This window comes from Actinomycetes bacterium (genome assembly GCA_035506535.1).
Lineage (GTDB): Bacteria > Actinomycetota > Actinomycetes > DATJPE01 > DATJPE01 > DATJPE01.
On sequence record DATJPE010000030.1, the window covers coordinates 127,568 to 148,080 of the forward strand.

General features: G+C 71.2%; 22 protein-coding genes and 4 tRNA genes. 18 read left to right on the plus strand and 8 right to left on the minus strand.

Features of this window, described 5'->3' with window-relative positions; genetic code table 11:
- The first annotated feature begins 6 nt into the window (after positions 1-6).
- From nuoL to VMI11_05005, 4 genes are read left to right on the plus strand one after another with little or no spacing between them, the layout of a single operon-like run.
- The gene (gene nuoL, locus VMI11_04990; GenBank protein ID HTY71768.1) at positions 7-1,890 is read left to right on the plus strand and encodes an NADH-quinone oxidoreductase subunit L; all 1,884 of its coding nucleotides are present in this window, start codon (positions 7-9) and stop codon (positions 1,888-1,890) included.
- A gap of 1 nt (position 1,891) precedes the next feature.
- Positions 1,892-3,436 carry an NADH-quinone oxidoreductase subunit M gene (locus VMI11_04995; protein ID HTY71769.1) on the plus strand — a complete coding sequence of 515 codons (1,545 nt, stop codon included), beginning with the start codon at positions 1,892-1,894 and terminating at the stop codon, positions 3,434-3,436.
- Between the two features lie 8 nt (positions 3,437-3,444).
- Positions 3,445-4,983, plus strand: coding sequence for an NADH-quinone oxidoreductase subunit NuoN (gene nuoN, locus VMI11_05000; GenBank protein ID HTY71770.1), 1,539 nt, complete (start codon positions 3,445-3,447; stop codon positions 4,981-4,983).
- 3 nt (positions 4,984-4,986) lie between these two features.
- Positions 4,987-5,994, plus strand: a complete 1,008-nt coding sequence (locus VMI11_05005; GenBank protein HTY71771.1) for a polyprenyl synthetase family protein — start codon at positions 4,987-4,989, stop codon at positions 5,992-5,994.
- Positions 5,995-6,000: 6 nt separating this feature from the next.
- Here the strand turns inward: VMI11_05005 and rarD are convergent, their stop codons facing one another.
- The 5 genes from rarD to VMI11_05030 form a co-directional block, all read right to left on the minus strand.
- Complete coding sequence (rarD, locus tag VMI11_05010) at positions 6,001-6,927, minus strand: EamA family transporter RarD (GenBank protein HTY71772.1); 927 nt, start codon at positions 6,925-6,927, stop codon at positions 6,001-6,003.
- 23 nt (positions 6,928-6,950) lie between these two features.
- Positions 6,951-7,913 carry an electron transfer flavoprotein subunit alpha/FixB family protein gene (locus VMI11_05015; GenBank protein ID HTY71773.1) on the minus strand — a complete coding sequence of 321 codons (963 nt, stop codon included), beginning with the start codon at positions 7,911-7,913 and terminating at the stop codon, positions 6,951-6,953.
- A gap of 30 nt (positions 7,914-7,943) precedes the next feature.
- The gene (locus VMI11_05020; GenBank protein HTY71774.1) at positions 7,944-8,723 is read right to left on the minus strand and encodes an electron transfer flavoprotein subunit beta/FixA family protein; all 780 of its coding nucleotides are present in this window, start codon (positions 8,721-8,723) and stop codon (positions 7,944-7,946) included.
- Positions 8,724-8,972: 249 nt separating this feature from the next.
- Positions 8,973-10,043, minus strand: coding sequence for a 2-oxoacid:ferredoxin oxidoreductase subunit beta (locus VMI11_05025; protein HTY71775.1), 1,071 nt, complete (start codon positions 10,041-10,043; stop codon positions 8,973-8,975).
- Positions 10,036-11,943 carry a 2-oxoacid:acceptor oxidoreductase subunit alpha gene (locus VMI11_05030; GenBank protein ID HTY71776.1) on the minus strand — a complete coding sequence of 636 codons (1,908 nt, stop codon included), beginning with the start codon at positions 11,941-11,943 and terminating at the stop codon, positions 10,036-10,038. The genes VMI11_05025 and VMI11_05030 overlap by 8 nt, the downstream gene beginning before the upstream one ends.
- A gap of 89 nt (positions 11,944-12,032) precedes the next feature.
- Between VMI11_05030 and nuoB the strand changes: the two genes are divergently transcribed.
- Genes nuoB through htpX form a run of 4 tightly spaced genes read left to right on the plus strand, consistent with a single transcriptional unit; the run spans position 12,033 to position 14,403 of the window.
- Positions 12,033-12,494 carry an NADH-quinone oxidoreductase subunit NuoB gene (gene nuoB, locus VMI11_05035; protein HTY71777.1) on the plus strand — a complete coding sequence of 154 codons (462 nt, stop codon included), beginning with the start codon at positions 12,033-12,035 and terminating at the stop codon, positions 12,492-12,494.
- A complete protein-coding gene (locus tag VMI11_05040; GenBank protein ID HTY71778.1) occupies positions 12,491-13,036 on the plus strand; it encodes an NADH-quinone oxidoreductase subunit C in 546 nt (181 codons plus the stop codon). Before nuoB ends, VMI11_05040 begins: the two co-directional genes overlap by 4 nt.
- Complete coding sequence (locus VMI11_05045; GenBank protein HTY71779.1) at positions 13,033-13,527, plus strand: 4Fe-4S binding protein; 495 nt, start codon at positions 13,033-13,035, stop codon at positions 13,525-13,527. Before VMI11_05040 ends, VMI11_05045 begins: the two co-directional genes overlap by 4 nt.
- 12 nt (positions 13,528-13,539) lie before the next feature.
- Positions 13,540-14,403, plus strand: coding sequence for a zinc metalloprotease HtpX (gene htpX / locus VMI11_05050; protein ID HTY71780.1), 864 nt, complete (start codon positions 13,540-13,542; stop codon positions 14,401-14,403).
- A 27-nt stretch (positions 14,404-14,430) separates the two neighbouring features.
- On the opposite strand, the gene VMI11_05055 is transcribed toward htpX, so the two are convergent.
- Entirely contained in the window at positions 14,431-14,919 is a 489-nt protein-coding gene (locus tag VMI11_05055) for a YajQ family cyclic di-GMP-binding protein (protein ID HTY71781.1), read from the minus strand.
- Positions 14,920-14,985: 66 nt separating this feature from the next.
- Here VMI11_05055 and VMI11_05060 point away from each other — a divergent pair.
- Positions 14,986-15,067 (plus strand) — tRNA-Tyr (locus VMI11_05060).
- Between the two features lie 7 nt (positions 15,068-15,074).
- Here the strand turns inward: VMI11_05060 and VMI11_05065 are convergent.
- Positions 15,075-15,728: a hypothetical protein gene (locus VMI11_05065; GenBank protein ID HTY71782.1), complete on the minus strand. Its 654-nt coding sequence runs from the start codon at positions 15,726-15,728 to the stop codon at positions 15,075-15,077.
- 148 nt (positions 15,729-15,876) lie between these two features.
- Here VMI11_05065 and VMI11_05070 point away from each other — a divergent pair.
- The 6 genes from VMI11_05070 (at position 15,877) to VMI11_05095 (ending at position 18,232) form a co-directional block, all read left to right on the plus strand.
- Positions 15,877-15,949: transfer RNA gene (locus tag VMI11_05070), tRNA-Thr, on the plus strand.
- 43 nt (positions 15,950-15,992) lie between these two features.
- A tRNA-Met gene (locus VMI11_05075) sits at positions 15,993-16,066 on the plus strand.
- Between the two features lie 102 nt (positions 16,067-16,168).
- A complete protein-coding gene (rpmG, locus tag VMI11_05080; GenBank protein HTY71783.1) occupies positions 16,169-16,333 on the plus strand; it encodes a 50S ribosomal protein L33 in 165 nt (54 codons plus the stop codon).
- A gap of 3 nt (positions 16,334-16,336) precedes the next feature.
- Complete coding sequence (locus VMI11_05085; GenBank protein HTY71784.1) at positions 16,337-16,789, plus strand: MaoC family dehydratase N-terminal domain-containing protein; 453 nt, start codon at positions 16,337-16,339, stop codon at positions 16,787-16,789.
- Positions 16,786-17,214, plus strand: coding sequence for a MaoC family dehydratase (locus VMI11_05090; protein ID HTY71785.1), 429 nt, complete (start codon positions 16,786-16,788; stop codon positions 17,212-17,214). Before VMI11_05085 ends, VMI11_05090 begins: the two co-directional genes overlap by 4 nt.
- Positions 17,215-17,224: 10 nt before the next feature.
- On the plus strand, positions 17,225-18,232 hold the full coding sequence (locus VMI11_05095; protein ID HTY71786.1) for a UDP-N-acetylmuramate dehydrogenase: 1,008 nt from the start codon (positions 17,225-17,227) through the stop codon (positions 18,230-18,232).
- Between the two features lie 7 nt (positions 18,233-18,239).
- Here the strand turns inward: VMI11_05095 and VMI11_05100 are convergent, their stop codons facing one another.
- Positions 18,240-19,454, minus strand: coding sequence for a pyridoxal phosphate-dependent aminotransferase (locus tag VMI11_05100; GenBank protein HTY71787.1), 1,215 nt, complete (start codon positions 19,452-19,454; stop codon positions 18,240-18,242).
- Positions 19,455-19,606: 152 nt separating this feature from the next.
- On the opposite strand from VMI11_05100, the gene VMI11_05105 reads away from it, so the two are divergent.
- The 3 genes from VMI11_05105 to VMI11_05115 form a co-directional block, all read left to right on the plus strand.
- Positions 19,607-19,680, plus strand: a tRNA-Trp gene (locus tag VMI11_05105).
- A gap of 34 nt (positions 19,681-19,714) precedes the next feature.
- Positions 19,715-19,981, plus strand: a complete 267-nt coding sequence (gene secE / locus VMI11_05110; GenBank protein HTY71788.1) for a preprotein translocase subunit SecE — start codon at positions 19,715-19,717, stop codon at positions 19,979-19,981.
- A 148-nt stretch (positions 19,982-20,129) separates the two neighbouring features.
- On the plus strand, positions 20,130-20,513 hold a 384-nt coding region (locus VMI11_05115), incomplete at its 3' end, for a hypothetical protein (protein ID HTY71789.1).

Here is a 20,513-nt window from a genome sequence, read left to right on the forward strand (position 1 = left end):
CACACCGTGAGTGCCACGGGTGCCTTCTCCCTGACGTGGCTGCTCGTGGCGCTCCCCCTGCTCGGTGCCGCAGTGCTGCTCCTGGGTGGGCGGCGCACCGACCGCTTCGGCCACCTGCTCGGGTGCGCCACCGTGCTCGTGGCCTTCGTCATCGGCTGTGTCGAGTTCGCCGCCATGCTCGGACGCAGCTCCGGCGATCGCTCGGTGACCCAGCACCTCTACACCTGGATCCCGGTCGGGACGTTCCACGTCGACGTCGGCTTCACCCTCGACCAGCTGTCCATGGTCTTCGTGCTGCTCATCACCGGGGTGGGCTCGCTCATCCACATCTACTCGATCGGCTACATGGCCCACGACCCGGACCGGCGGCGTTTCTTCGCCTACCTGAACCTGTTCGTGGCCTCGATGCTCCTGCTCGTCCTGGCCGACAGCTACCTGACGCTGTACGTCGGGTGGGAGGGCGTGGGCCTTGCCTCCTACCTGCTCATCGGGTTCTGGAACGAGAACCCGACGTACGCCGCCGCGGCGAAGAAGGCGTTCGTCGTCAACCGGGTCGGTGACATGGGCCTGTCCATCGCGATCATGGTCATGTTCGCGACCTTCGGCACGGTGAGCATCGCGGGGGTGTCGGCCGGGGCGTCGCAGGCGACGAGCGGAGCACTTCTCGCGATGGGCTTGCTCCTCCTGCTCGGCGCGTGCGGCAAGTCCGCCCAGGTCCCCCTGCAGTCCTGGCTCGGCGATGCCATGGCCGGTCCCACCCCGGTCTCCGCGCTGATCCACGCGGCCACCATGGTGACCGCGGGCGTCTACCTCATCGCCCGCTCCAGCGCGATCTACGACGCCTCGCACGGCGCGCGGATCGCGGTGGTGACCATCGGGACGGTCACCTTGCTCTTCGGCGCCATCATCGGTTGCGCCAAGGACGACATCAAGAAGGCCCTCGCGGCCTCGACGATGAGCCAGATCGGCTACATGTTCCTCGCCGCCGGGCTGGGTCCGGCCGGCTACGCCTTCGCGATAGCGCACCTGCTGGCGCACGGCTTCTTCAAGGCCGACATGTTCCTCGGCGCCGGCTCGGTGATGCACGGGATGGGCGACGAGACGGACATGCGGCGTTTCGGTGGCCTGCGAATACCCATGGCCCTGACCTTCTGGACCTTCGTCTGCGGCTGGCTGGCGATCATCGGGGTCCCGCCCTTCTCGGGGTTCTTCACCAAGGACAAGATCATCGAGGCAGGCCTCAACGACAGCTGGCTCGTGGGGCTGCTCGCGATGCTCGGCGCGGCCATCACCGCCTTCTACATGTCGCGACTGGTCTTCATGACGTTCTTCGGCGAGCGACGCTGGGAGTCCGACCGGCACCCCCACGAGTCGCCCGCCGTGATGATGGCCCCGGTCACCATCCTCGCGGCCGGATCCGTCGTCATCGGTGGCTTCCTGATCCTCAACAACCGCCTGGTCGACTGGCTCGCCCCGGTCGTGGGCACCCCGCCGGAGGGGACCGAGCGGCTGAGCCCCGCCGCGGTCAGCGTCATCACCCTCGTTCTCGTTGCCGGAGGGCTGTTCCTCGCCTGGCAGACCTACGGGGCCAAGCCGGTGCCGATCACCGCTCCGGCGGGCGGGGGGCTCACCCGCGCCGCGCGGCAGGACTTGTACGGCGACGCGTTCAACGAGGCCGTGTTCATGCGTCCCGGCCAGTACCTCACCCGTCTGCTCGTCTTCTTCGACAACCGCGTCGTCGACGGGGCGGTCAACGGCCTGGCGGCACTCATCGGCGGAATCTCCGGGCGGGTCAGACGCTTCCAGACCGGGTTCGTCCGCACCTATGCCCTGTCCATGTTCGCCGGCGCCGCGATCGTGGTCGCCGCCGTCGTGCTGGTGAGGATCTGACGTGAACGGCTTCCCGTGGCTCTCGGTCCTGGCGGTGGTCCCGCTGGTGGGCTCGATCCTCGTCGCCGCGCTGCCGACGTCCAAGCCGGTGCTCGCGAAGCAGGTCGCCCTCGCCTTCTCCCTCGTGACGCTGGGGCTCGCGGTCGCGATGTGCTTCGCCTACGACCCGCACGGCGCGACGTACCAGTTCGTGGAGAACCACACCTGGATCTCCTCACTCGGCGTCAGCTACACGGTCGGGGTCGACGGGATCGCGCTGGCGCTCATCGCGATGTCGGCGGTGCTCGTGCCCGTGGTCCTCATCGCCGCGTGGGACGACGTGGACGACGCTCGTCACGCCGTGAAGACGTACTTCGCCCTCCTGCTCGTCCTCGAGACCGCGATGGTGATGGTCTTCGCCTCGCTGGACCTCTTCTTGTTCTACGTGTTCTTCGAGGCGATGCTGCTGCCGGTCTACTTCCTGATCGGCATGTTCGGCGGCCCGCAACGCCAGTACGCCGCGGTGAAGTTCCTCCTGTACAGCCTGCTCGGGGGCCTGCTCATGCTGGCCGCGCTGGTCGGCCTGTACGTCGTCTCCGGGCACGGCGGGCACGGCGGGACCTTCGACTTCCGAGCGCTCACCGACCTGTCGATCAGCAGCTCGACCCAGAAGTGGCTGTTCCTCGGCTTCTTCGCCGCGTTCGCCATCAAGGCTCCGATGTGGCCGGTCCACACCTGGCTTCCGGACGCCGCCGCGGAGTCCACACCGGCCACCGCGGTGCTCCTCGTCGGGGTGCTCGACAAGGTCGGCACCTTCGGGATGATCCGCTACTGCCTGCAGCTGTTCCCCGATGCCTCCCGATGGTTCGCCCCCGGCGTCGCGGTGCTCAGCGTCATCGCGGTTCTCTACGGGGCGCTGCTCGCGGTCGGCCAGAGCGACATGATGCGGCTGATCGCCTACACCTCGGTCTCGCACTTCGGCTTCATCACCCTGGGTATCTTCGCCCTGACCACCCAGGGCCAGTCCGGCTCGACGCTCTACATGGTCAACCACGGCTTCTCGACCGCTGGCCTGTTCCTGCTGGCCGGCTTCATGATCAAGCGGAGAGGGTCGCGCCGGATCGCCGACTACGGGGGAGTGCAGCGGGTCGCGCCGATCCTGGCCGGCACCTTCCTCGTGGTCGGCCTGTCTGGCTTGGCCCTGCCTGGTCTGTCCAGCTTCGTCAGCGAGTTCCTCGTCCTGGTCGGTACCTTCGTGCGCTACCCGGTGGCCGGGGTCGCCGCGACGATCGGCATCGTGCTGGCCGCGCTGTACGTCCTCTGGTGGTACCAGCGGGCCGCGACCGGACCGGCGACCGAGGGCGTCAAGGGCTTCAAGGACCTGGGATGGCGTGAGTCGCTGGCGGTAGCGCCGGTCATCGCCATCATCGTCGCGCTCGGCTTCTTCCCGAAGCCCCTGCTCGACGTCATCAACCCCGCGGTCGCCAACACCTTGAAGCAGGTCCAGGTCAGCGACCCCCACCCGCACACACCCGTCGCGGCCGGATCCGAAGGGACGTCGAAGTGATCGGGCTGATGTCGGTGGAGTTCACCGCTCCCTCGATCGCCTACTCCGCGCTGTCCCCGATGCTCATCGTCTTCGGAGCGGCGGTCGCGGGGGTGCTCGTCGAGGCGCTCGTTCCGAAGGAGCGTCGCGGCGCGGTCCAGCTCGGCCTTGCACTCGTCGCCACAGTCGCTGCGTTCGTCGCGGTCTGCCTGAACCACGGCACGCGAGAGGTCGCGGTCGGCGGTTCCATCATCATCGACCCTCCCGCGCTGTTCATGCAGGGGACGATCCTGATCTTCGCCTTCCTCAGCCTGCTGCTCGTCGCGGAGCGGGGACTGGACCCCTCGGGTGACGCGTTCGCCCCGTCTGCCTCGACCGTGCCGGGCAGCTCCGAGGAGCGGCAGGCGGTCGCCGACCGGTTGCAGCAGACCGAGGTCTTCCCGCTGTTCATGTTCTCGGTCGCCGGGATGCTCATGTTCCCCGCGTCCGGTGACCTGATCAGCCTGTTCGTGGCTCTGGAGGTCCTCTCCCTCCCGCTGTACCTGCTGTGCGGGCTGGCCCGCCGTCGCCGTCTGCTCAGCCAGGAGGCGGCGCTGAAGTACTTCCTGCTCGGTGCGTTCGCGTCAGCCTTCTTCCTCTACGGCGCCTCGTTGTTGTACGGCTTCGCGGGTTCCACCTCCCTCTCCGACATCGCCGACGCGATCGGGAACACCTCGGGGCTCGACCCGTTGCTGCTCATCGGGACCGCGCTGGTCGCCGTGGGCGTGCTGTTCAAGGTCGGGGCCGCTCCCTTCCAGCGCTGGGTGCCCGACGTCTACCAGGGCGCGCCGACGCCGATCACGGGATTCATGGCGATCTGCACCAAGATCGCCGCATTCGGTGCCCTGGCGCGGATCTTCTATGTCGCCCTCGGGGGCATCCGTTGGGACTGGCGGCCGATGATGTGGGCCGTCGCCATCCTCACCATGGCGGTGGGGACCGTCGTCGCGCTGACCCAGACCGACGTGAAGCGGCTGCTGGCCTACTCCTCGATCGCTCACGCCGGGTTCATCCTCGTCGGCATCCTGGGGCTGTCCCAGGCGGGGCTGTCGGCGACGCTGTTCTACCTGCTGGCGTACGGCTTCGTGACCCTCGGCGCATTCGCCGTGGTCACCATGGTCCGCGACTCCGCCGGCGAGGCGACCCATCTGTCGCAGTGGGCGGGGCTGGGCCGTCGCTCACCGCTCGTGGCCGCCTCGTTCGCGTTGTTCCTGCTCGCCTTCGCCGGCATCCCGCCGACGAGCGGCTTCATCGGGAAGATCGAGGTCTTCACCGCCGCCCAGGGTGCCGGTGCGTCGACCCTGGTCGTGGTGGGCGTCCTCGCGAGCGCCATCGCCGCGTTCTTCTACGTCAGGGTCATCGTGCTGATGTTCTTCAGCGACCCCTCGCCCGAGGGCCCGACCGTCGTCGTCCCGAGTCTGCTGACGAAGGCAACGCTGACCATCGCCGTCGTCGCGACCGTCGTGCTGGGCATCGTGCCCCAGCCCTTCCTCGAGCTGGCCGAGAAGGCCTCGCTCTTCACCCGCTGACCCGTGACGACACGACCCGGGGCGCCGTCGCTGGGGCTCACCCTGCCCGACCCCGCCCTGGAGGCCGAGCTCAGGGACGGACTGCGTCAGGTCGAGGAACTGCTGCGGACGTCGGTCAAGAGCGACTACCCGTTCGTCACCGAGACGTCCCGGCACCTGGTCGACGCGGGGGGCAAGCGCTTCCGCCCGCTCCTGGTCCTGCTCGCCGCCTCCTTCGGCGACCCGCACGCACCGGGGGTCGTCCCCGCCGCGGCCGTCGTCGAGCTGACCCACCTCGCGACGCTCTACCACGACGACGTGATGGACGAGGCGGCCCAGCGCCGAGGCGTCGCATCGGCCAACGCCCGATGGGACAACACGGTGGCCATCCTCACCGGGGACTTCCTGTTCGCCCGCGCGTCGGACCTGCTCGCCGACCTCGGCCCCGAGGCCGTACGCATCCAGGCCCGCACCTTCGAGCGGTTGGTGGTCGGGCAGATCAGGGAGACCGTCGGCCCAGCGCCGGGTGAGGACGCCGTCGCGCACTACCTGTCCGTCGTGGCCGACAAGACCGGGTCCCTGATCGCCACGTCGGGCCGCTTCGGCGCCATGCTGTCGGGCGCGGAGGAGTCGGTGGTGGACGTCCTGACCGGCTACGGGGAGCGCATCGGCGTCGCGTTCCAGCTCTCCGACGACCTGCTCGACGTCGCGAGCGATGCCGACGAGTCGGGCAAGACCCCGGGGACCGACCTTCGTGAGGGGGTCGCGACGTTGCCGGTGCTCCACGTACGCCGCTCCGAGGATCCCGCCGACGTGCGGCTGCGCCAGCTCCTGCTCGGCCCCATCTCCGACGACGCGGACCACGCCGAGGCGCTTCAGCTGTTGCGCGCCCATCCGGCGATGGAGTCGGCACGTGCGGAGGTCCGCAGGTGCGCCGACGAGGCCCGTGGGTTGCTGGCCGGCCTGCCGGACATCTCCGCGCGAGCCGCCCTCGAGTCCCTGTGCGACGCCGTCGTCGAGCGGACCGGCTGACCCGCCTCACACCGTGACGTCAGGCTCCAGGCGCGGACCGGCCGGAACCACGGCCGGCCGCGTCCCTCCCTGCCGCGCGACGTCGACGGCGAGCACGCCGAGGGCCACCCAGACCAGGACGAAGCCCGCGAGGCGCGCGGGAGGCAGCGCCTCGTGGAAGACCAGCACGCCGATGAGGAACTGGATCACCGGGGTGATGTACTGCAGCAGGCCCGCCGTCGTCAGCGCCACTCTCGCGACGCCGGCGGAGAAGAGAAGCAGCGGGATGGCGGTGATCGGTCCGGCCGCGGCGAGCAACGCGCTCTTGTCCGCCCCCGCACTCCCGAAGACCAGGCTGCCGCGCTGGTGCAGCGCCAGCAGCACGACGATGCAGGGTAGGAACAACACCGTCGCCTCACTCGTCAGCGACTCGAGGGCGGGCATGTCGATGACCTTCTTCACCAGCCCGTACGTCGCGAACGACAGCGCCAGCACGATCGCGATGACCGGAGGCCGCCCATAGGCGACGGTGAGCACCGCCACTGCCAGCCCGGCGATCCCGACCGCGGCCAGCTGGGCGCGCCGAAGCCGCTCGTGGAGCACGATGACGCCGGCCAGGACAGTGACCAGGGGGTTGACGAAGTACCCGAGCGAGGCATCGACGACGTGGTCGGCCTCCACCGCCCAGATGTAGACGCCCCAGTTGAGCGCGATCACGCATGCCGCCACGCAGACGAGCAGCAGCCGCCGTGGGTCGCGCAGGAGGAGCCGCACCCACGCCCAGTGCCGGCGGACGAGCCCAAGGAGCAGGCAGAACACCAGCGACCACACCACCCGGTGGCTGAGGACCTCCAGCGGCCTCGCGGGCTTCAGCGCCTCGAAGTAGAGCGGGAACAGCCCCCACAAGACGTACGCCGTGGCGGCGTAGGCGATGCCGCGCCGCTCCTCACCCACCGCGGCATTCTCTCAGCCCCACCTCACGCCTTGCGGCGCTGCAGCTCCTCGGTGGCCTGCGGCAGGACGGTGAAGAGGTCCCCGACCACGCCGAAGTCGGCGAGCTCGAAGATCGGGGCCTCGGGGTCCTTGTTGACCGCGACGATGGTCTTCGAGGTCTGCATGCCCGCGCGGTGCTGGATGGCGCCGGAGATGCCGCAGGCGACGTACAACTGCGGTGAGACCGTCTTGCCGGTCTGGCCGACCTGGTAGGAGTGCGGGTACCAGCCGGCGTCGGTGGCGGCGCGCGACGCCCCAACGGCCGCGCCCAGCACGTCCGCGAGAGCCTCGACCGGGCCGAAGTCGCCGCCTGTCCCGCGCCCGCCGGACACCACGATGCTCGCCTCCGCGAGCTCTGGGCGGGCCGAGCGCTTGGCTTCCCGGCGCTCGACGACGCGCACCGCCGTCGCCTGGGGAGACAGGGACAGCGGTACGTCGACGCGCTGGGTCTCGACCGGGGCGGGCTCGGCAGCCAGCGCTCCTACCCGGACCGCGATGACGGGGACACCGGTCACGACCCGCGAGTGCACCACCGTCGAGCCTCCGAACACGCTCTGGGTCGCCAGCAGCCCGGACCCGTCGGGGACGACGTCGACCGCGTCGGTGACCAGGCCGGAGCCGAGCCGCACGGCCACCCGACCGGCGATCTCCTTGCCCTCGATGGTCGCCGGAACGAGCACGGCAGCGGGTGCGGCCTGACCGGCCACGCCGGCCAGCACCTCCGCCTTGGCGCCGGCTCCGTGGTCGGCGACCTCCTCCCCCTCCGCGACGTAGGCGCTCGCCGCGCCGTACTCGGTGAGGGTCTCGCGTACCGCGTCGTAGGTGCCGTCTGGCCCCAGCACGACCGCGGCCGGCTCGCCGATCGCGCGCGCCAGGGTGAGCAGCTCCGTCGTCGCCTTGGTCGCGCTGCCGTCGACCACGTCCACCAGGACCAGGACCTGTGCCATCAGGACTTCCCTCGCTTGTTCGGATCTGGGTCAGACGAGCTGCTGTGACACGAGGTACTCGACGAGCTTGCGCCCGCCGTCGCCCTCGTCGGTGATGCGGACGCCGGGCGGCTTGGGCGGGCGCTTCTCGGCGTCCTCGACCCGGCTCCATGCGGCGGACAGCCCCACCTGGGCGGGATCGATCCCGAGGTCGGCGAGGGTGAGGGTGGTCACCGGCTTCTTCTTGGCCGCCATGATGTTCTTGAAGGACGGGTAGCGGGGCTCGTTGGCCTTCTCGACGAGGGAGACGACCGCGGGCAGCTCGGCGCGCAGGACCTCGATCCCGGTCTCCGTCTGCCGCTCGGCGGTGACCGTCGAGCCGTCGACCGCCAGCGTCGCAGCGTAGGTGAGCTGCGGTCGGCCGAGCCGCTCCGCGAGCATTGCCGGGATGACCGACATGCGAGCGTCGGTGGACTCGCAGCCGAGCAGCACGAGATCCCAGGTCAGGGTGCCCAGCGCCGTGGCGAGGACCGCCGAGGTGGCCAGCGCGTCCGAGCCGTGGAGGGCGTCGTCGACGACGTGCACGCCGGCGTCAGGACCCATGGACAGCGCCTTGCGGATGGCCTCGCCCGCTCGATCCGGACCCATCGTCAGCACGGTGACCTGGCCACCGTGCGCCTCGACGAGCTGCAGGGCCGCTTCGACGGCGTACTCGTCGAGGTCGTTGAGCACCGCCTCGGCCGACGCCCGGTCCAGCGTCAGGTCACCGGGGCTCAGCTGCTTCTCCGCCCAGCTGTCCGGGACCTGCTTGATGCACACCACGACGTCCACGTGCACTCCCGCTCGCTCGCCCTAAGTTACTCACCAGTAGCATACCGCCTACCTGACTCGCCCATCCTTCCAGCCCAGCGCGACCGTTCACGACGCCGGTCGCTACCCCCGCGGGCGCGGCCGGCTGTCAGACGCCTCGTGCGTCCCGCCGCCCGAACTGTCTGGCACGTGGAGGGGGCCGAGCACGTCGTGGGGGCCACACCGAGGGTGGGTGAGGAGGATCAGGTGATCGTCACTAACTGATCGTCACTAACTGATCGTCCAGGTGTCGTTGCCTCGCAGCAGCGCCTGTAGGTCCCCGGGCCCCGTCTCCTCGGTGGCGCGCTCGATCTGCGCCGCCATCAACGAGTCGTAGGTCGGCCGGTACACCTCACGGAACACCCCGATCGGCGTGCGCTGGAGGGACACCACGTCGGCGAGGTGCGCCAGGCCGAAGGCCGTGGACGGGTCGGCCGCATGGGCGTCGTGCACCAGCAGGGCGTCCTCGCCCACGTCGGCGACGTCGACGACCTGCAGCGTCGCGTCCGCCGCCCTGATCACCCCGTGCCGCCCGTCCACGCCGAAGCGGATGGGCTGACCGTGCTCCAGGCGGATCGTCCACTCCTCGCGCGTCTCGGGCTCCTTGAGCCCGTCGAAGGCGCCGTCGTTGAAGATGTTGCAGTTCTGGTAGATCTCGACCAGTGCCGTGCCCTCGTGCGCCGCCGCGGCGCGCAGCACCTCCGTCAGGTGCTTGCGGTCGGAGTCGATGGTGCGGGCCACGAATGTCGCCTCGACGCCGAGGGCGACCGACACCGGGTTGAACGGGTAGTCCAGCGACCCCATCGGCGTGGACTTGGTGATCTTCCCAGGCTCCGAGGTGGGGCTGTACTGACCCTTGGTGAGGCCGTAGATCCGGTTGTTGAACAGCAGGATCTTGAGGTTCACGTTGCGGCGCAGGGCGTGGATCAGATGGTTGCCGCCGATCGACAGGGCGTCGCCGTCCCCGGTCACCACCCACACGGACAGGTCCGGCCTCGACGTCGCGAGGCCCGTCGCGATCGCCGGCGCACGGCCGTGGATCGAGTGCATCCCATAGGTGTCCATGTAGTACGGGAAGCGGCTGGAGCAGCCGATGCCGGAGACGAACACGATGTTCTCTCGGCGCAGCCCGAGCTCGGGCAGGAAGCCCTGGACCGCGGCCAGGATCGCGTAGTCCCCGCAGCCGGGGCACCAGCGGACCTCCTGGTCGGTCTTGAAGTCCTTCGCCGTCTGGCTCTCCTGCGCCTTGGGGACCAGGCGAAGCGAGGGGAGGTCGCGAAGGGGCGGCGCAGCCTCAGGCATGCGGAGCTCCCGTCATCAGGTCGCTGTCGTGGTCGGCAGCCAGGGTGGCCAGCAGGTCCGTGATCACCGACTCGAGCTCCTCGGCCTTGAACGGCAGGCCGCGGACCCGGTTGTAGCTGACCGCGTCCACCAGGTACTTGGCCCGCACGAGCAGGGCCAGCTGGCCCAGGTTCATCTCGGGGATGAGCACCCGCTCGTAGGCCCGTACGACGTCGCCGGTGTTGGCCGGGAACGGGTTGAGGTAACGCAGGTGGGCCTGCGCGACGTGGGCGCCGTTGCGGCGGGCCCGGCGGACGGCGGCCCCGATCGGGCCGTACGTGGATCCCCATCCGAGGACCAGGACGCGGGCGTCCCCTGAGGGGTCGTCGACCTCCAGGGGCGGGATGTCCGCGGCGATGCCGTCCACCTTCGCCGCCCTCGTGCGGACCATCAGGTCGTGGTTGGCCGGGTCGTAGGAGATCGTGCCGGATCCGTCGGCCTTCTCGATGCCGCCGATGCGGTGCTCCAGGCCGGGCGTACCCGGGATCGCCCACGGCCGAGCCAAGGTGCGCGGGTCGCGCAGATAGGGCCAGAAGACCTCGGTGCCGTCATCGAGGACGTGGTTGGGCTCGGTGGCGAAGGAGACACCGAGCTCCGGCAGGTCCTCGACGTCGGGGACGCGCCAGGGCTCCGAGCCGTTGGCGAGGTAGCCGTCGGAGAGCACGAAGACGGGCGTCCGGTACGTCGTCGCGATCCGGCACGCCTCGAGCGCAGCGTCGAAGCAGTCCGCTGGGGAGCGGGGGGCGACGATGGGCACCGGTGCCTCACCGTTGCGGCCGAACATCGCCTGGAGCAGGTCGGCCTGCTCGGTCTTGGTCGGCAGCCCGGTCGACGGTCCGCCGCGCTGGATGTCGACGACGACGAGCGGGAGCTCCAGCGAGACGGCCAGGCCGATGGTCTCCGACTTCAGCGCGACCCCGGGTCCGGAGGTGGTCGTCACCGCGAGCGACCCGCCGAACGCGGCGCCGAGCGCGGCACCGATGCCCGCGATCTCGTCCTCGGCCTGGAAGGTGCGCACGCCGAACCGCTTGTGCTTGGACAGCTCGTGCAGGACGTCCGAGGCCGGGGTGATCGGGTAGGAGCCGAGGAACAGGGGCAGACCCGACCGCTGCGAGGCAGCCACCAAGCCGTAGGCGAGCGCGAGGTTGCCGGTGATGTTGCGGTAGGTGCCCGGGGCGACGTGGGCCGGCTTGACCTCGTAGGAGACGGCGAAGTCCTCGGTGGTCTCCCCGAAGTTCCAGCCCGCGCGGAAGGCGGCGAGGTTCGCGGCCAGGATGTTGGGCCGGCGCCCGAACTTGGTCTCGAGGAAGGCGAGCGTGCCCTCGGTCGGCCGGTTGAACAGCCAGGTGAGCAGGCCGAGGGCGTACATGTTCTTCGCCCGCTCGGCCTCCTTCTTGGTGACGTCGATGCCCTTCAGGGCGGCGACCGTCATCGAGGTGAGCGCGAGCGGGTGGACGTTGTAGGCGTCGAGGGAGCCATCCTCGAGGGGGTTGGTCTCGTAGCCGACCTTGAGCAGGTTGCGGTGGGTGAACTCGTCGGTGTCGACGATGATCTCCGCGCCCCGCGGCAGGTCCTTGAGGTTGGCCTTCAGCGCCGCCGGGTTCATCGCGACCAGCACGTTGGGGGCGTCCCCCGGGGTCATGATGTCGTGGTCGGCGAAGTGCAGCTGGAAGGCCGAGACACCGGGCAGGGTGCCGGCCGGGGCCCTGATCTCGGCAGGGAAGTCCGGCAGAGTCGACAGGTCGTTGCCGAAAGCGGCGGTCTCGGAGGTGAACCGGTCACCGGTGAGCTGCATGCCGTCCCCGGAGTCGCCTGCGAAGCGGATGATCACTCGGTCCAGGGATACGACGTCTTTTGACACCACGTCAGGATAGGCCGCTTCCAGCGTGACGCCGCTGCTCACGACCCTCCTTTCGCGCGCGTCCCGGGCGCACGTCCTACGCTGCCCGGATGGCCGACGTCACGATCCTGGGCCGGGTGCCGCCGGTCGAGGTGGACGTGGCCGGGCGGCGCTTCCGCCTCGTCCTCGCCGAGGCCGGCCTCGCGTGCTGCGCGGTCGAGGTGGCGGCGGCGCTGTCGCGGGCCGATGCCGCCGACGTCGATGCCGCCGACGTGGGTGCCGCCGACGAGCAGCCGCCCTCGCGGGTCCTGGACGTCCTCGTCGTGTCAGGCACCGTCACCGACGTCCTCGCGCCGGCGGTGCGCGCGCTCTGGGCGGCGCTGCCGGCTCCGGGGTACGTCGTGTCCTTCGGTGCCTGCTCGGACAGCGGCGGACCCTACTGGGACTCCTACAGCGTGACGCCCGGGGTCGACCGGCTGATCCCGGTCGACGTGTACGTGCCCGGCTGCCCGCCTCGCCCGGACGCGCTCCTGGACGGTCTCACCCTCCTCGCTGAACGGGCCGGGCCATGAGCCTGGCCCAGGAGCTGGTGGCCGCCCTCGGCGTCGGGCGCGTCGTGGGCGACCGCGGGGACGAGCACGCGGACGTCCCGGCGACGGACTGGCTGCCCACGGCGACGGCCGCTCGCGACGTCCTCGGCTGCCGCTGGCTGGACTTCCTCGGCGCCTACGAGGACGGCCGCCCGGGGGTTGCCCAGACCGTGCCGGTCGTCGTGGCGCGCCTGTACTGCCGGGAGCGCCGAGCCGGCCTGCTGCTGCGGACCGCCCCGCCCCCCGAGGACCCCCTGCTGCCCACCCTCACGGGGGTCTTCGCGGGGGCGGCGTGGCACGAGCGCGAGGTCGCCGAGATGTTCGGCATCACGTTCACGGGCCACCCGGACCCGCGTCCCCTCCTGCTGCACGGGATCGCCGGTCATCCCCTGCGCAAGTCGGCGCCCCTGGCGGCCCGCGCAGCCCGTCCCTGGCCGGGTGCCGTCGACCCGGACGACGCCGGGGGGCGCCGCCGCAGGCGAGCCCTGCTTCCCCCCGGAGTCAGCGAGGCGGATTCCCGGTGAGCGCCGACCGACCCCCCGGCTCCCGGGGCTCCATCGCCTTGGACCCCGGGGCCTGCACCGTGTGCATGCTCTGCGTCCGGGACTGCCCCTGCTGGTGCATCCACGTCGAGGGCCACGCCGAGGCGTCCGCCGCCGGCCCCACCGGGCCGGCGGGACGCCCCACGTCCCGCTCCCGGACCCTCGTCCTCGACCGGTTCGCCATCGACTTCGGACTGTGCATGTACTGCGGCATCTGCGTCGAGGTGTGTCCCTTCGACGCACTCTTCTGGGCCGCCACTCCCGTGCCGGCCGTGGCCAGGGACGCGTCGCTCGTGCTCGAGGCGGACGTGCTGAGCGCGGGGCTCGCGGGGGTCGCGCCCGAGCGGCGCGTGGGCGGAGCGCGTACCCCGTTGCCCGATGTCGCCTCGGACCGCGATCCTGGGGGGAAGGCGGCGAGGAACGAACCGCGGGAGCGTGGCGTTGACCCGATGAACGGCCGGAACCGGCCGTAGGAGGGGATCTCGGTGCACCACCACAACCGGCTCAAGACGACGGTCCTGCTGGCCGGCCTGTCGGCGCTCCTGCTCGTCGCGGGCTACCTGATCGGCGGCTCGGGCGGCCTGGTGGTCGCGTTCCTGATGTCGCTCGGCATCAACGCGTTCACCTACTTCAACAGCGACAAGCTCGCGCTGCGGTCGATGCGCGCCTACCCGGTGACGGCGCAGGAGCAGCCGCGCGTCTACCGCATCGTCAACGAGCTGTCGACGAGCGCCGGTCAGCCGATGCCACGCCTGTACGTCTCCCCGACGAACGCCCCCAACGCGTTCGCGACGGGCCGCAGCCCCGAGCACGCGGCGGTGTGCTGCACGCAGGGGATCCTCGACCTGCTCGACGACCGCGAGCTGCGAGGCGTCCTCGGCCACGAGCTCTCCCACGTCTACAACCGCGACATCCTGACCGCGTCGGTCGCGGCGACGCTCGCCAGCGCGATCATGTTCCTGGCCCAGTTCGCGTACTTCTTCGGGGGATCGCGAGACGACGAGGAGCGCAACCCCCTGGCGCTGATCGGGGTGGTGATCCTCGGCCCGCTGGCCGCCTCGCTCATCCAGCTGGCGATCAGCCGCTCCCGTGAGTACCAGGCCGACGAGTCGGGGGCGGTCCTGACGAGGGACCCGCTGGCCCTGGCCAGCGCGCTTCGCAAGATCGAGCTGGGCGTGGCCCAGGCTCCACTGCCCCCGGAACCGCGCCTGCAGACGACGAGCGCGCTGATGATCGAGAACCCGTTCCGCGGGGGCGCGGGACGGCTGTTCTCCACCCACCCGCCGACGGCGGAGCGGATCGCGCGGCTGGAGGCCATGGCCTACGGCGGGTACCGGCCGACGCCGTAGCCGGAGGCCGGACCCGAGAGCGGTGGTTCAGCGGTAGTTGACGAACTGCAGGGCGAGGTCGAGGTCAGCGCCCTTGACCAGCGCGATGACCGTCTGGAGGTCGTCGCGCGACTTCGAGGAGACCCGCAGCTCCTCGCCCTCGACGCGGACCTTGACGCTCTTCGGGCCCTCGTCGCGGATCAGCTTGCCGAGCTTCTTGGCGTGCTCGGTGTCGATGCCCTGCTTCAGCGCGGCCGTCAGGACGTACTCCTTGCCCGACGCCTTGGGGTCGCCCGCGTCGAGCGCCTTGAGGGAGATCCCGCGCTTCACCAGCTTGTCCCGGAAGACGTCCAGCACGGCTTTGACCCGGTCTTCGGAGTTCGCCCGCATGACGACCGACTCGCCCGACCAGGCGATCGAGGCGCCGACGTTCTTGAAGTCGTAGCGCTGGGCGATCTCCTTGGCGGTCTGGTTGAGCGCGTTGTCGACCTCCTGGCGGTCGACCTTGCTCACGATGTCGAAGCTGCTGTCCGCCATCGGGGGCTGCTCCTCAGAGGTGAACGGGTGCGGGTCCGGCTGGGCTATCCTGCTCGACGCTTGGACGGCAGGTTGCCCGAGCGGCCAAAGGGAGCGGTCTGTAAAACCGTCGGCTCAGCCTACGTTGGTTCGAATCCAACACCTGCCACGACGCCTCAGGCGGGCGCGCAGGCCACCATCAGCTGGAAGCCCAGCGAGGCGGCCTTGCCCCCGCTGTTCCAGGTCCCGACGAAGACCCCTCGCGGGTTCCCGGAGCGGGTGGCCGTCGTGACGAAGCCCGGCGCGGACGCCGCGGTCCCGGGATCGCCGACGCTGCCCACGTAGGCGCACCTGCGCACGTCCACCCCGAAGTCGACCTCGTAGGCGCCGGTCGTGATGGCCTTGGCGGAGGCGCCGCTCGTGCCGCGCGCCACGCTGCCGTTGGCGCGCACGACGGCCCAGAGCACCCGCGGCCCGCAGGCGGTGCCCCCGCTCGACCGCACCCGGGCGATGGTGCCGCCGCGCCCGCAGCTGCTCACCACCCTGCGCTGCAGCTGGCTGGAGGTGAGGCCGTCCAGCAGGTCCGCGTTGAGCCCGGGCACCTTGTTGGTGTTGCCGCTCACCGACAGCGGCGCGCTGGTCCTCGAGTGCGTCCGGAGCCGAAGGGCGGCCCCGCCGCCGGAGTTGGACAGCGTCGTCGTACGGCTGGCGGCGTTGGCCCGTCCCAGCAGCAGTGCGCCCCCCGTGGCCGCGGTGGCGGTGCCGGTCGCGGCGACGAAGAGGGCGAGGTAGGCGACGACCACGGCGTGGCCAGGACGGCGTAGGCGCATGAGACCCCCTGGGGTGACGGGCGAGCGGGTGCTCAGCCGTGGAGGGCCAGCCTGGCAGAGGCGGCTCGGAGGTGGGGCGACCGGCCAAGCGGGGCCGCGATCAGGGTCGGAACGGCGGCCGGGCGACGTGTAACCTTGCTGCCCGCCGGCCCCCATAGCTCAGTCGGCAGAGCGTCTCCATGGTAAGGAGAAGGTCTACGGTTCGATTCCGTATGGGGGCTCGAGGAACAACCCGGCCCGGCTTCGGGGTTGTCCGGTTCCAAGGGCGGAGTAGCTCAGCCAGGTAGAGCAAGCGGCTCATAATCGCTGTGTCGCCGGTTCAAGTCCGGCCTCCGCTACGACGCCCGCGGGGCGCTCGGGGATTTCGCGCCCCGAGTCCCGCCTGCGTACCCTTGGCCCGCCCTGCGGGCACGCCGTACGTCTTCGAAGGAGTTCTCCCCGTGGCAGCGACCGACGTCCGTCCCAAGATCACGCTCGCCTGCGTGGAGTGCAAGCACCGCAACTACATCACCAAGAAGAACCGCCGCAACGACCCGGACCGGCTCGAGCTCAAGAAGCACTGCCCGAACTGCAACCGGCACACGGCGCACCGCGAGACCCGCTAGCCCATGCCGCTGGACCCCGCCTTCGTGGGCCGCAGCTACCCGGCGGCCGGCACGTACCTGGTCGGGCGCGAGAAGGTGCGCGAGTTCGCGACGGCGATCGGTGAGCGCCACCCGTACTGCCATGACGTCGAGGCCGCCCGAGCCGGCGGCTACGCCGACGTCGTCGCTCCGGTGACCTTCGCCATCGCCGTGAGCGCGCAGTCGCTGGCCGAGGTGTTCGCCGACCGCGAGCTCGGGCTCGACTTCTCCCGGGTCGTGCACGGCGACCAGTCCTTCGCGTACGCGCGTCCGCTGGTGGCGGGCGACGAGATCCGGGTCACGACCACCATCGACAGCATCAGGTCGGTGGCGGGCAACGAGGTCCTCGGACTCAGCACGGAGCTGGTGACGGTGGCCGGCGAGGCGGTGTGCCGCACCTCGGCCACCATGGTCGTCCGCGGGCCGGAGGCGTCGTGAGCCACCCGGAAGCGGTCGAGGTCGGGGACGCCCTGCCCGCGCGGACCTTCCCTGTCACCCGGGCCGATCTGGTGCGCTACGCGGGAGCGAGCGGCGACTTCAACGTCATCCACTGGAACGAGCGGGTCGCCCGGGAGGTCGGCCTCCCCGACGTGATCGCGCACGGCATGCTCACGATGGCCCTCGTGGGGCGGGCCCTCAGCGAGTGGGCGGGGGACCCCACCGCAGTGAGCGACTTCTCCGTTCGCTTCACCCGGCCGGTCGTGGTGCCCGACGACGAGGTGGGCGCCACCCTCGAGGTGGGCGGGACCGTGAGCGCGGTCGACCCGGAGGCGGGAACGGCGAGGATCGACCTGGTCGCCTCCTCCGGCGGAGTCACCGTGCTCGGCCGTGCACGGGCGACCGTGCGTCTGCCGCGACCCTAGGCTGCACGGCGTGCGCCTCGCCGAGCTGACCACCTTCCGGCTCGGGGGCCCGGCGCGCCGCTTCGTGGCGGCCACGACCGAGGCCGAGCTGTGCGAGGCCGTCCGGTCCTGTGACCTGGCGGGGGAGCCGGTCCTGGTGGTGGGCGGCGGGTCGAACCTGCTGGTGGCCGATGACGGCTTCGACGGGACCGTCGTACGGGTCGCCACCCGCGGGGTCCGCGTCGAGGCGGACAGCTGCGGGGGCGCCTGGGTCGAGGTGGCGGCGGGGGAGCCGTGGGACGGCGTCGTCGCCCGCGCGGTGGACGAGGGGTGGTCGGGGGTCGAGGCGCTCTCGGGGATCCCGGGGAGCACGGGGGCGACGCCGCTGCAGAACGTGGGCGCCTACGGCCAGGAGGTCGCACAGACCATCGCGAGGGTCCGCCTGCTCGACCGTGCCGACGGTTCGCAGCGCACGCTCACGGCCGCCGAGTGCGCCTTCGCGTACCGGTCGAGCGCCTTCCGGCACGATCCGCGCTGGGTGGTGCTGTCGGTGACCTTCCAGCTTGGGCTCACGGCGCTCTCCGCCCCCGTCCGCTACGCCGAGCTGGCCCGCCGCCTGGGCGTCGGCGAGGGTGAGCGGGTGCCCGCGGGCGAGGTACGGTCGGCCGTCCTCGACCTGCGGCGCGGCAAGGGGATGCTGCTCGACGAGGCCGACCACGACACCTGGAGCGCGGGCTCGTTCTTCCTCAACCCGGTCCTCGACGACGAGGACGTCCCGCCGGAGGCGCCCCGCTATCCGCAGGAGGGCGGCCGGGTCAAGGTCCCGGCGGCCTGGCTGGTCGAGCGGGCCGGCTTCTCGAAGGGCTGGGGCGAGGGCCCGGCGCGCGTGTCGACGAAGCACACCCTGGCCCTGACCAACCGCGGAGGGGCCACGACCGAGGACGTGCTCGCCCTCGCACGAACGATCCGCGACGGCGTCCAGGCGCGCTTCGGCATCCGGCTCGAGCCGGAGCCGCGGCTGGTCGGCTGCGCGCTGTGAGTCGACGTCAGCCGATCGCCTCGCCGAGCAGCTTGGCCATCCTCGAGACGCCCTCGACCAGGTCGTCGTCGCCGAGCGCGTAGGACATCCGCAGGTAGCCCGGGGTGCCGAAGGCCTCTCCCGGCACCACGGCCACCTCGGCCTCCTCGAGGATGAGCTCGGAGAGGTCCGCGGAGCTGGCCGGGCGCCGGCCGCGGATCTGTTTGCCGAGCAGCCCCTTGACCGAGGGGTAGGCGTAGAACGCCCCGAACGGCTCCGGGCAGGTCACCCCGGGGATCTCGGACAGCATCGCGACGATGGTGCGCCGCCGCCGGTCGAAGGCCTCACGCATCGCGGCGACGGCCGACAGGTCGCCGGAGACGGCGGCGAGTGCCGCGACCTGGGAGACGTTGGCGACGTTGGAGGTGGCGTGTGACTGCAGGTTCGTCGCCGCCTTCACCACGTCGTCGGGACCGATCAGCCAGCCCACCCGCCACCCGGTCATCGCGTAGGTCTTCGCGACGCCGTTGACCACGACGCACTGCTCGGCGAGCTCGGGCACCAGGGTCGGCATGGATGCGAACCTCGCACCGCCGTAGGTCAGGTGCTCGTAGATCTCGTCGGTGACCACCCACAGGCCCCGGTCCAGTGCCCAGCGGCCGATCTGCTCGACCTGCTCCGGGGGGTAGACGGCGCCCGTCGGGTTCGAGGGGGACACGAAGACGACCACCTTGGTCCGCGGGGTCAGCGCCGCCTCGAGGTCGGCCACGGTCGCGAGGTAGCCGCTGGCCTCGTCGGTGGGGACCTCGACGGGTACGCCGCCGGCGAGCCGGATCGACTCCGGGTAGGTCGTCCAGTACGGCGCCTGGAGCAGGACCTCGTCGCCGGGGTCGAGGAGGGTGGCGAACGCCTCGTACAGGGCCTGCTTGCCGCCGTTGGTGACCAGGACCTGACCGGCGCGCACGGTGTACCCGCTGTCGCGCGCCGTCTTGGCGGCGATCGCCTCCTTGAGCTCGGGCAGCCCGCCGGCGGGGGTGTAGCGGTGCCACCTCGGGTCGCGGGCGGCGGCCACCGCGGCCTCGACGATGTAGTCCGGGGTGGGGAAGTCGGGCTCGCCCGCGCCGAAGCCGATCACCGGGCGCCCGGCGGCCTTGAGCGCCTTGGCCCGGGCGTCCACGGCCAGGGTCGCCGACTCGGTGATGGCGGAGATGCGGGCGGACACGCGCCGGGCGGGAAGTGCCATGCGCCCATCGTGCTACAGCCGCGGGCCGGGGCTCGACCCGGTTCGTGGCCGGCCCGTCGCGGTTCGACCCCGCCTCCGGCAGGCCGTACACTCGGGGCTCTGGTGGTTCGCCACCCTGCGCGAGCCTGCCCGCGTGGGAGCGGGCCCGCCGTAGGGCCGTAGCTCAATTGGTCAGAGTCCCGGTCTCCAAAACCGGTGGTTGGGGGTTCGAGTCCCTCCGGCCCTGCTGCCGCACGATCGAGTTCGGAAGGTGAGGACGAGTGAGCCAGACCAGCGGCGTCACCGCGGCCCCCGAGCGTGGCCGGTCGCGCCCCGAGGACGCGCGCGGACCGCGCAGCTGGCCGAGCCGGCTCGCGCTGTTCCTCCGGCAGGTCGTCGCCGAGCTGCGCAAGGTGGTCTGGCCCACGCGCAGCCAGCTGATCACCTACACCACCGTGGTCCTCGTGTTCGTCCTCGTCCTCATGGGGATCGTCGCGGTCATGGACCTCGCCTTCGCCAAGCTCGCCCTGAAGGTCTTCGGGAGCTGAGGCGCGGACCCCAGGGTCCGCTCCGCAGGCCGTCCCGAGCCACGACCGACCGCCCGAACCAGCCCGAAACCAGCCCCGAAACCAGCCCGAAACCAGCCCCGAAACCAGCCCCGAAACCAGCCCCGAAACCAGCTAAGGAAGCCCCACCGTGACCGACCCCGAGCTCCAGGAGCTCTCCGACCCCGCCGACCAGGCCCTGCGCCTCGACGGCGCGCCCGTCGAGGCCGCCGTGGACGAGGCGGCTGCGGACGAGGCGGCTGTGGACGAGGTGGCTGTGGACGAGGTGGCTGTGGACGAGGCAGCGGGCGACGAGGCATCGGACCCCGCCGAGCTGGAGACGGCCGAGCTGGAGACGGCGGAGCTGGAGACGGCGGAGGCCGTGGCCGAGGAGGCCGAGGAGGAATCGGCCGAGCTGGAGACGGCGGAGGCTGTGGCCGAGGAGGCCGAGGAGGCCGAGGAGGCCGAGGAGGTCGACCCGGTCGAGGAGTTCCGCCGGGCCCTGCTCGTGCAGCCCGGCGAGTGGTTCGTCGTG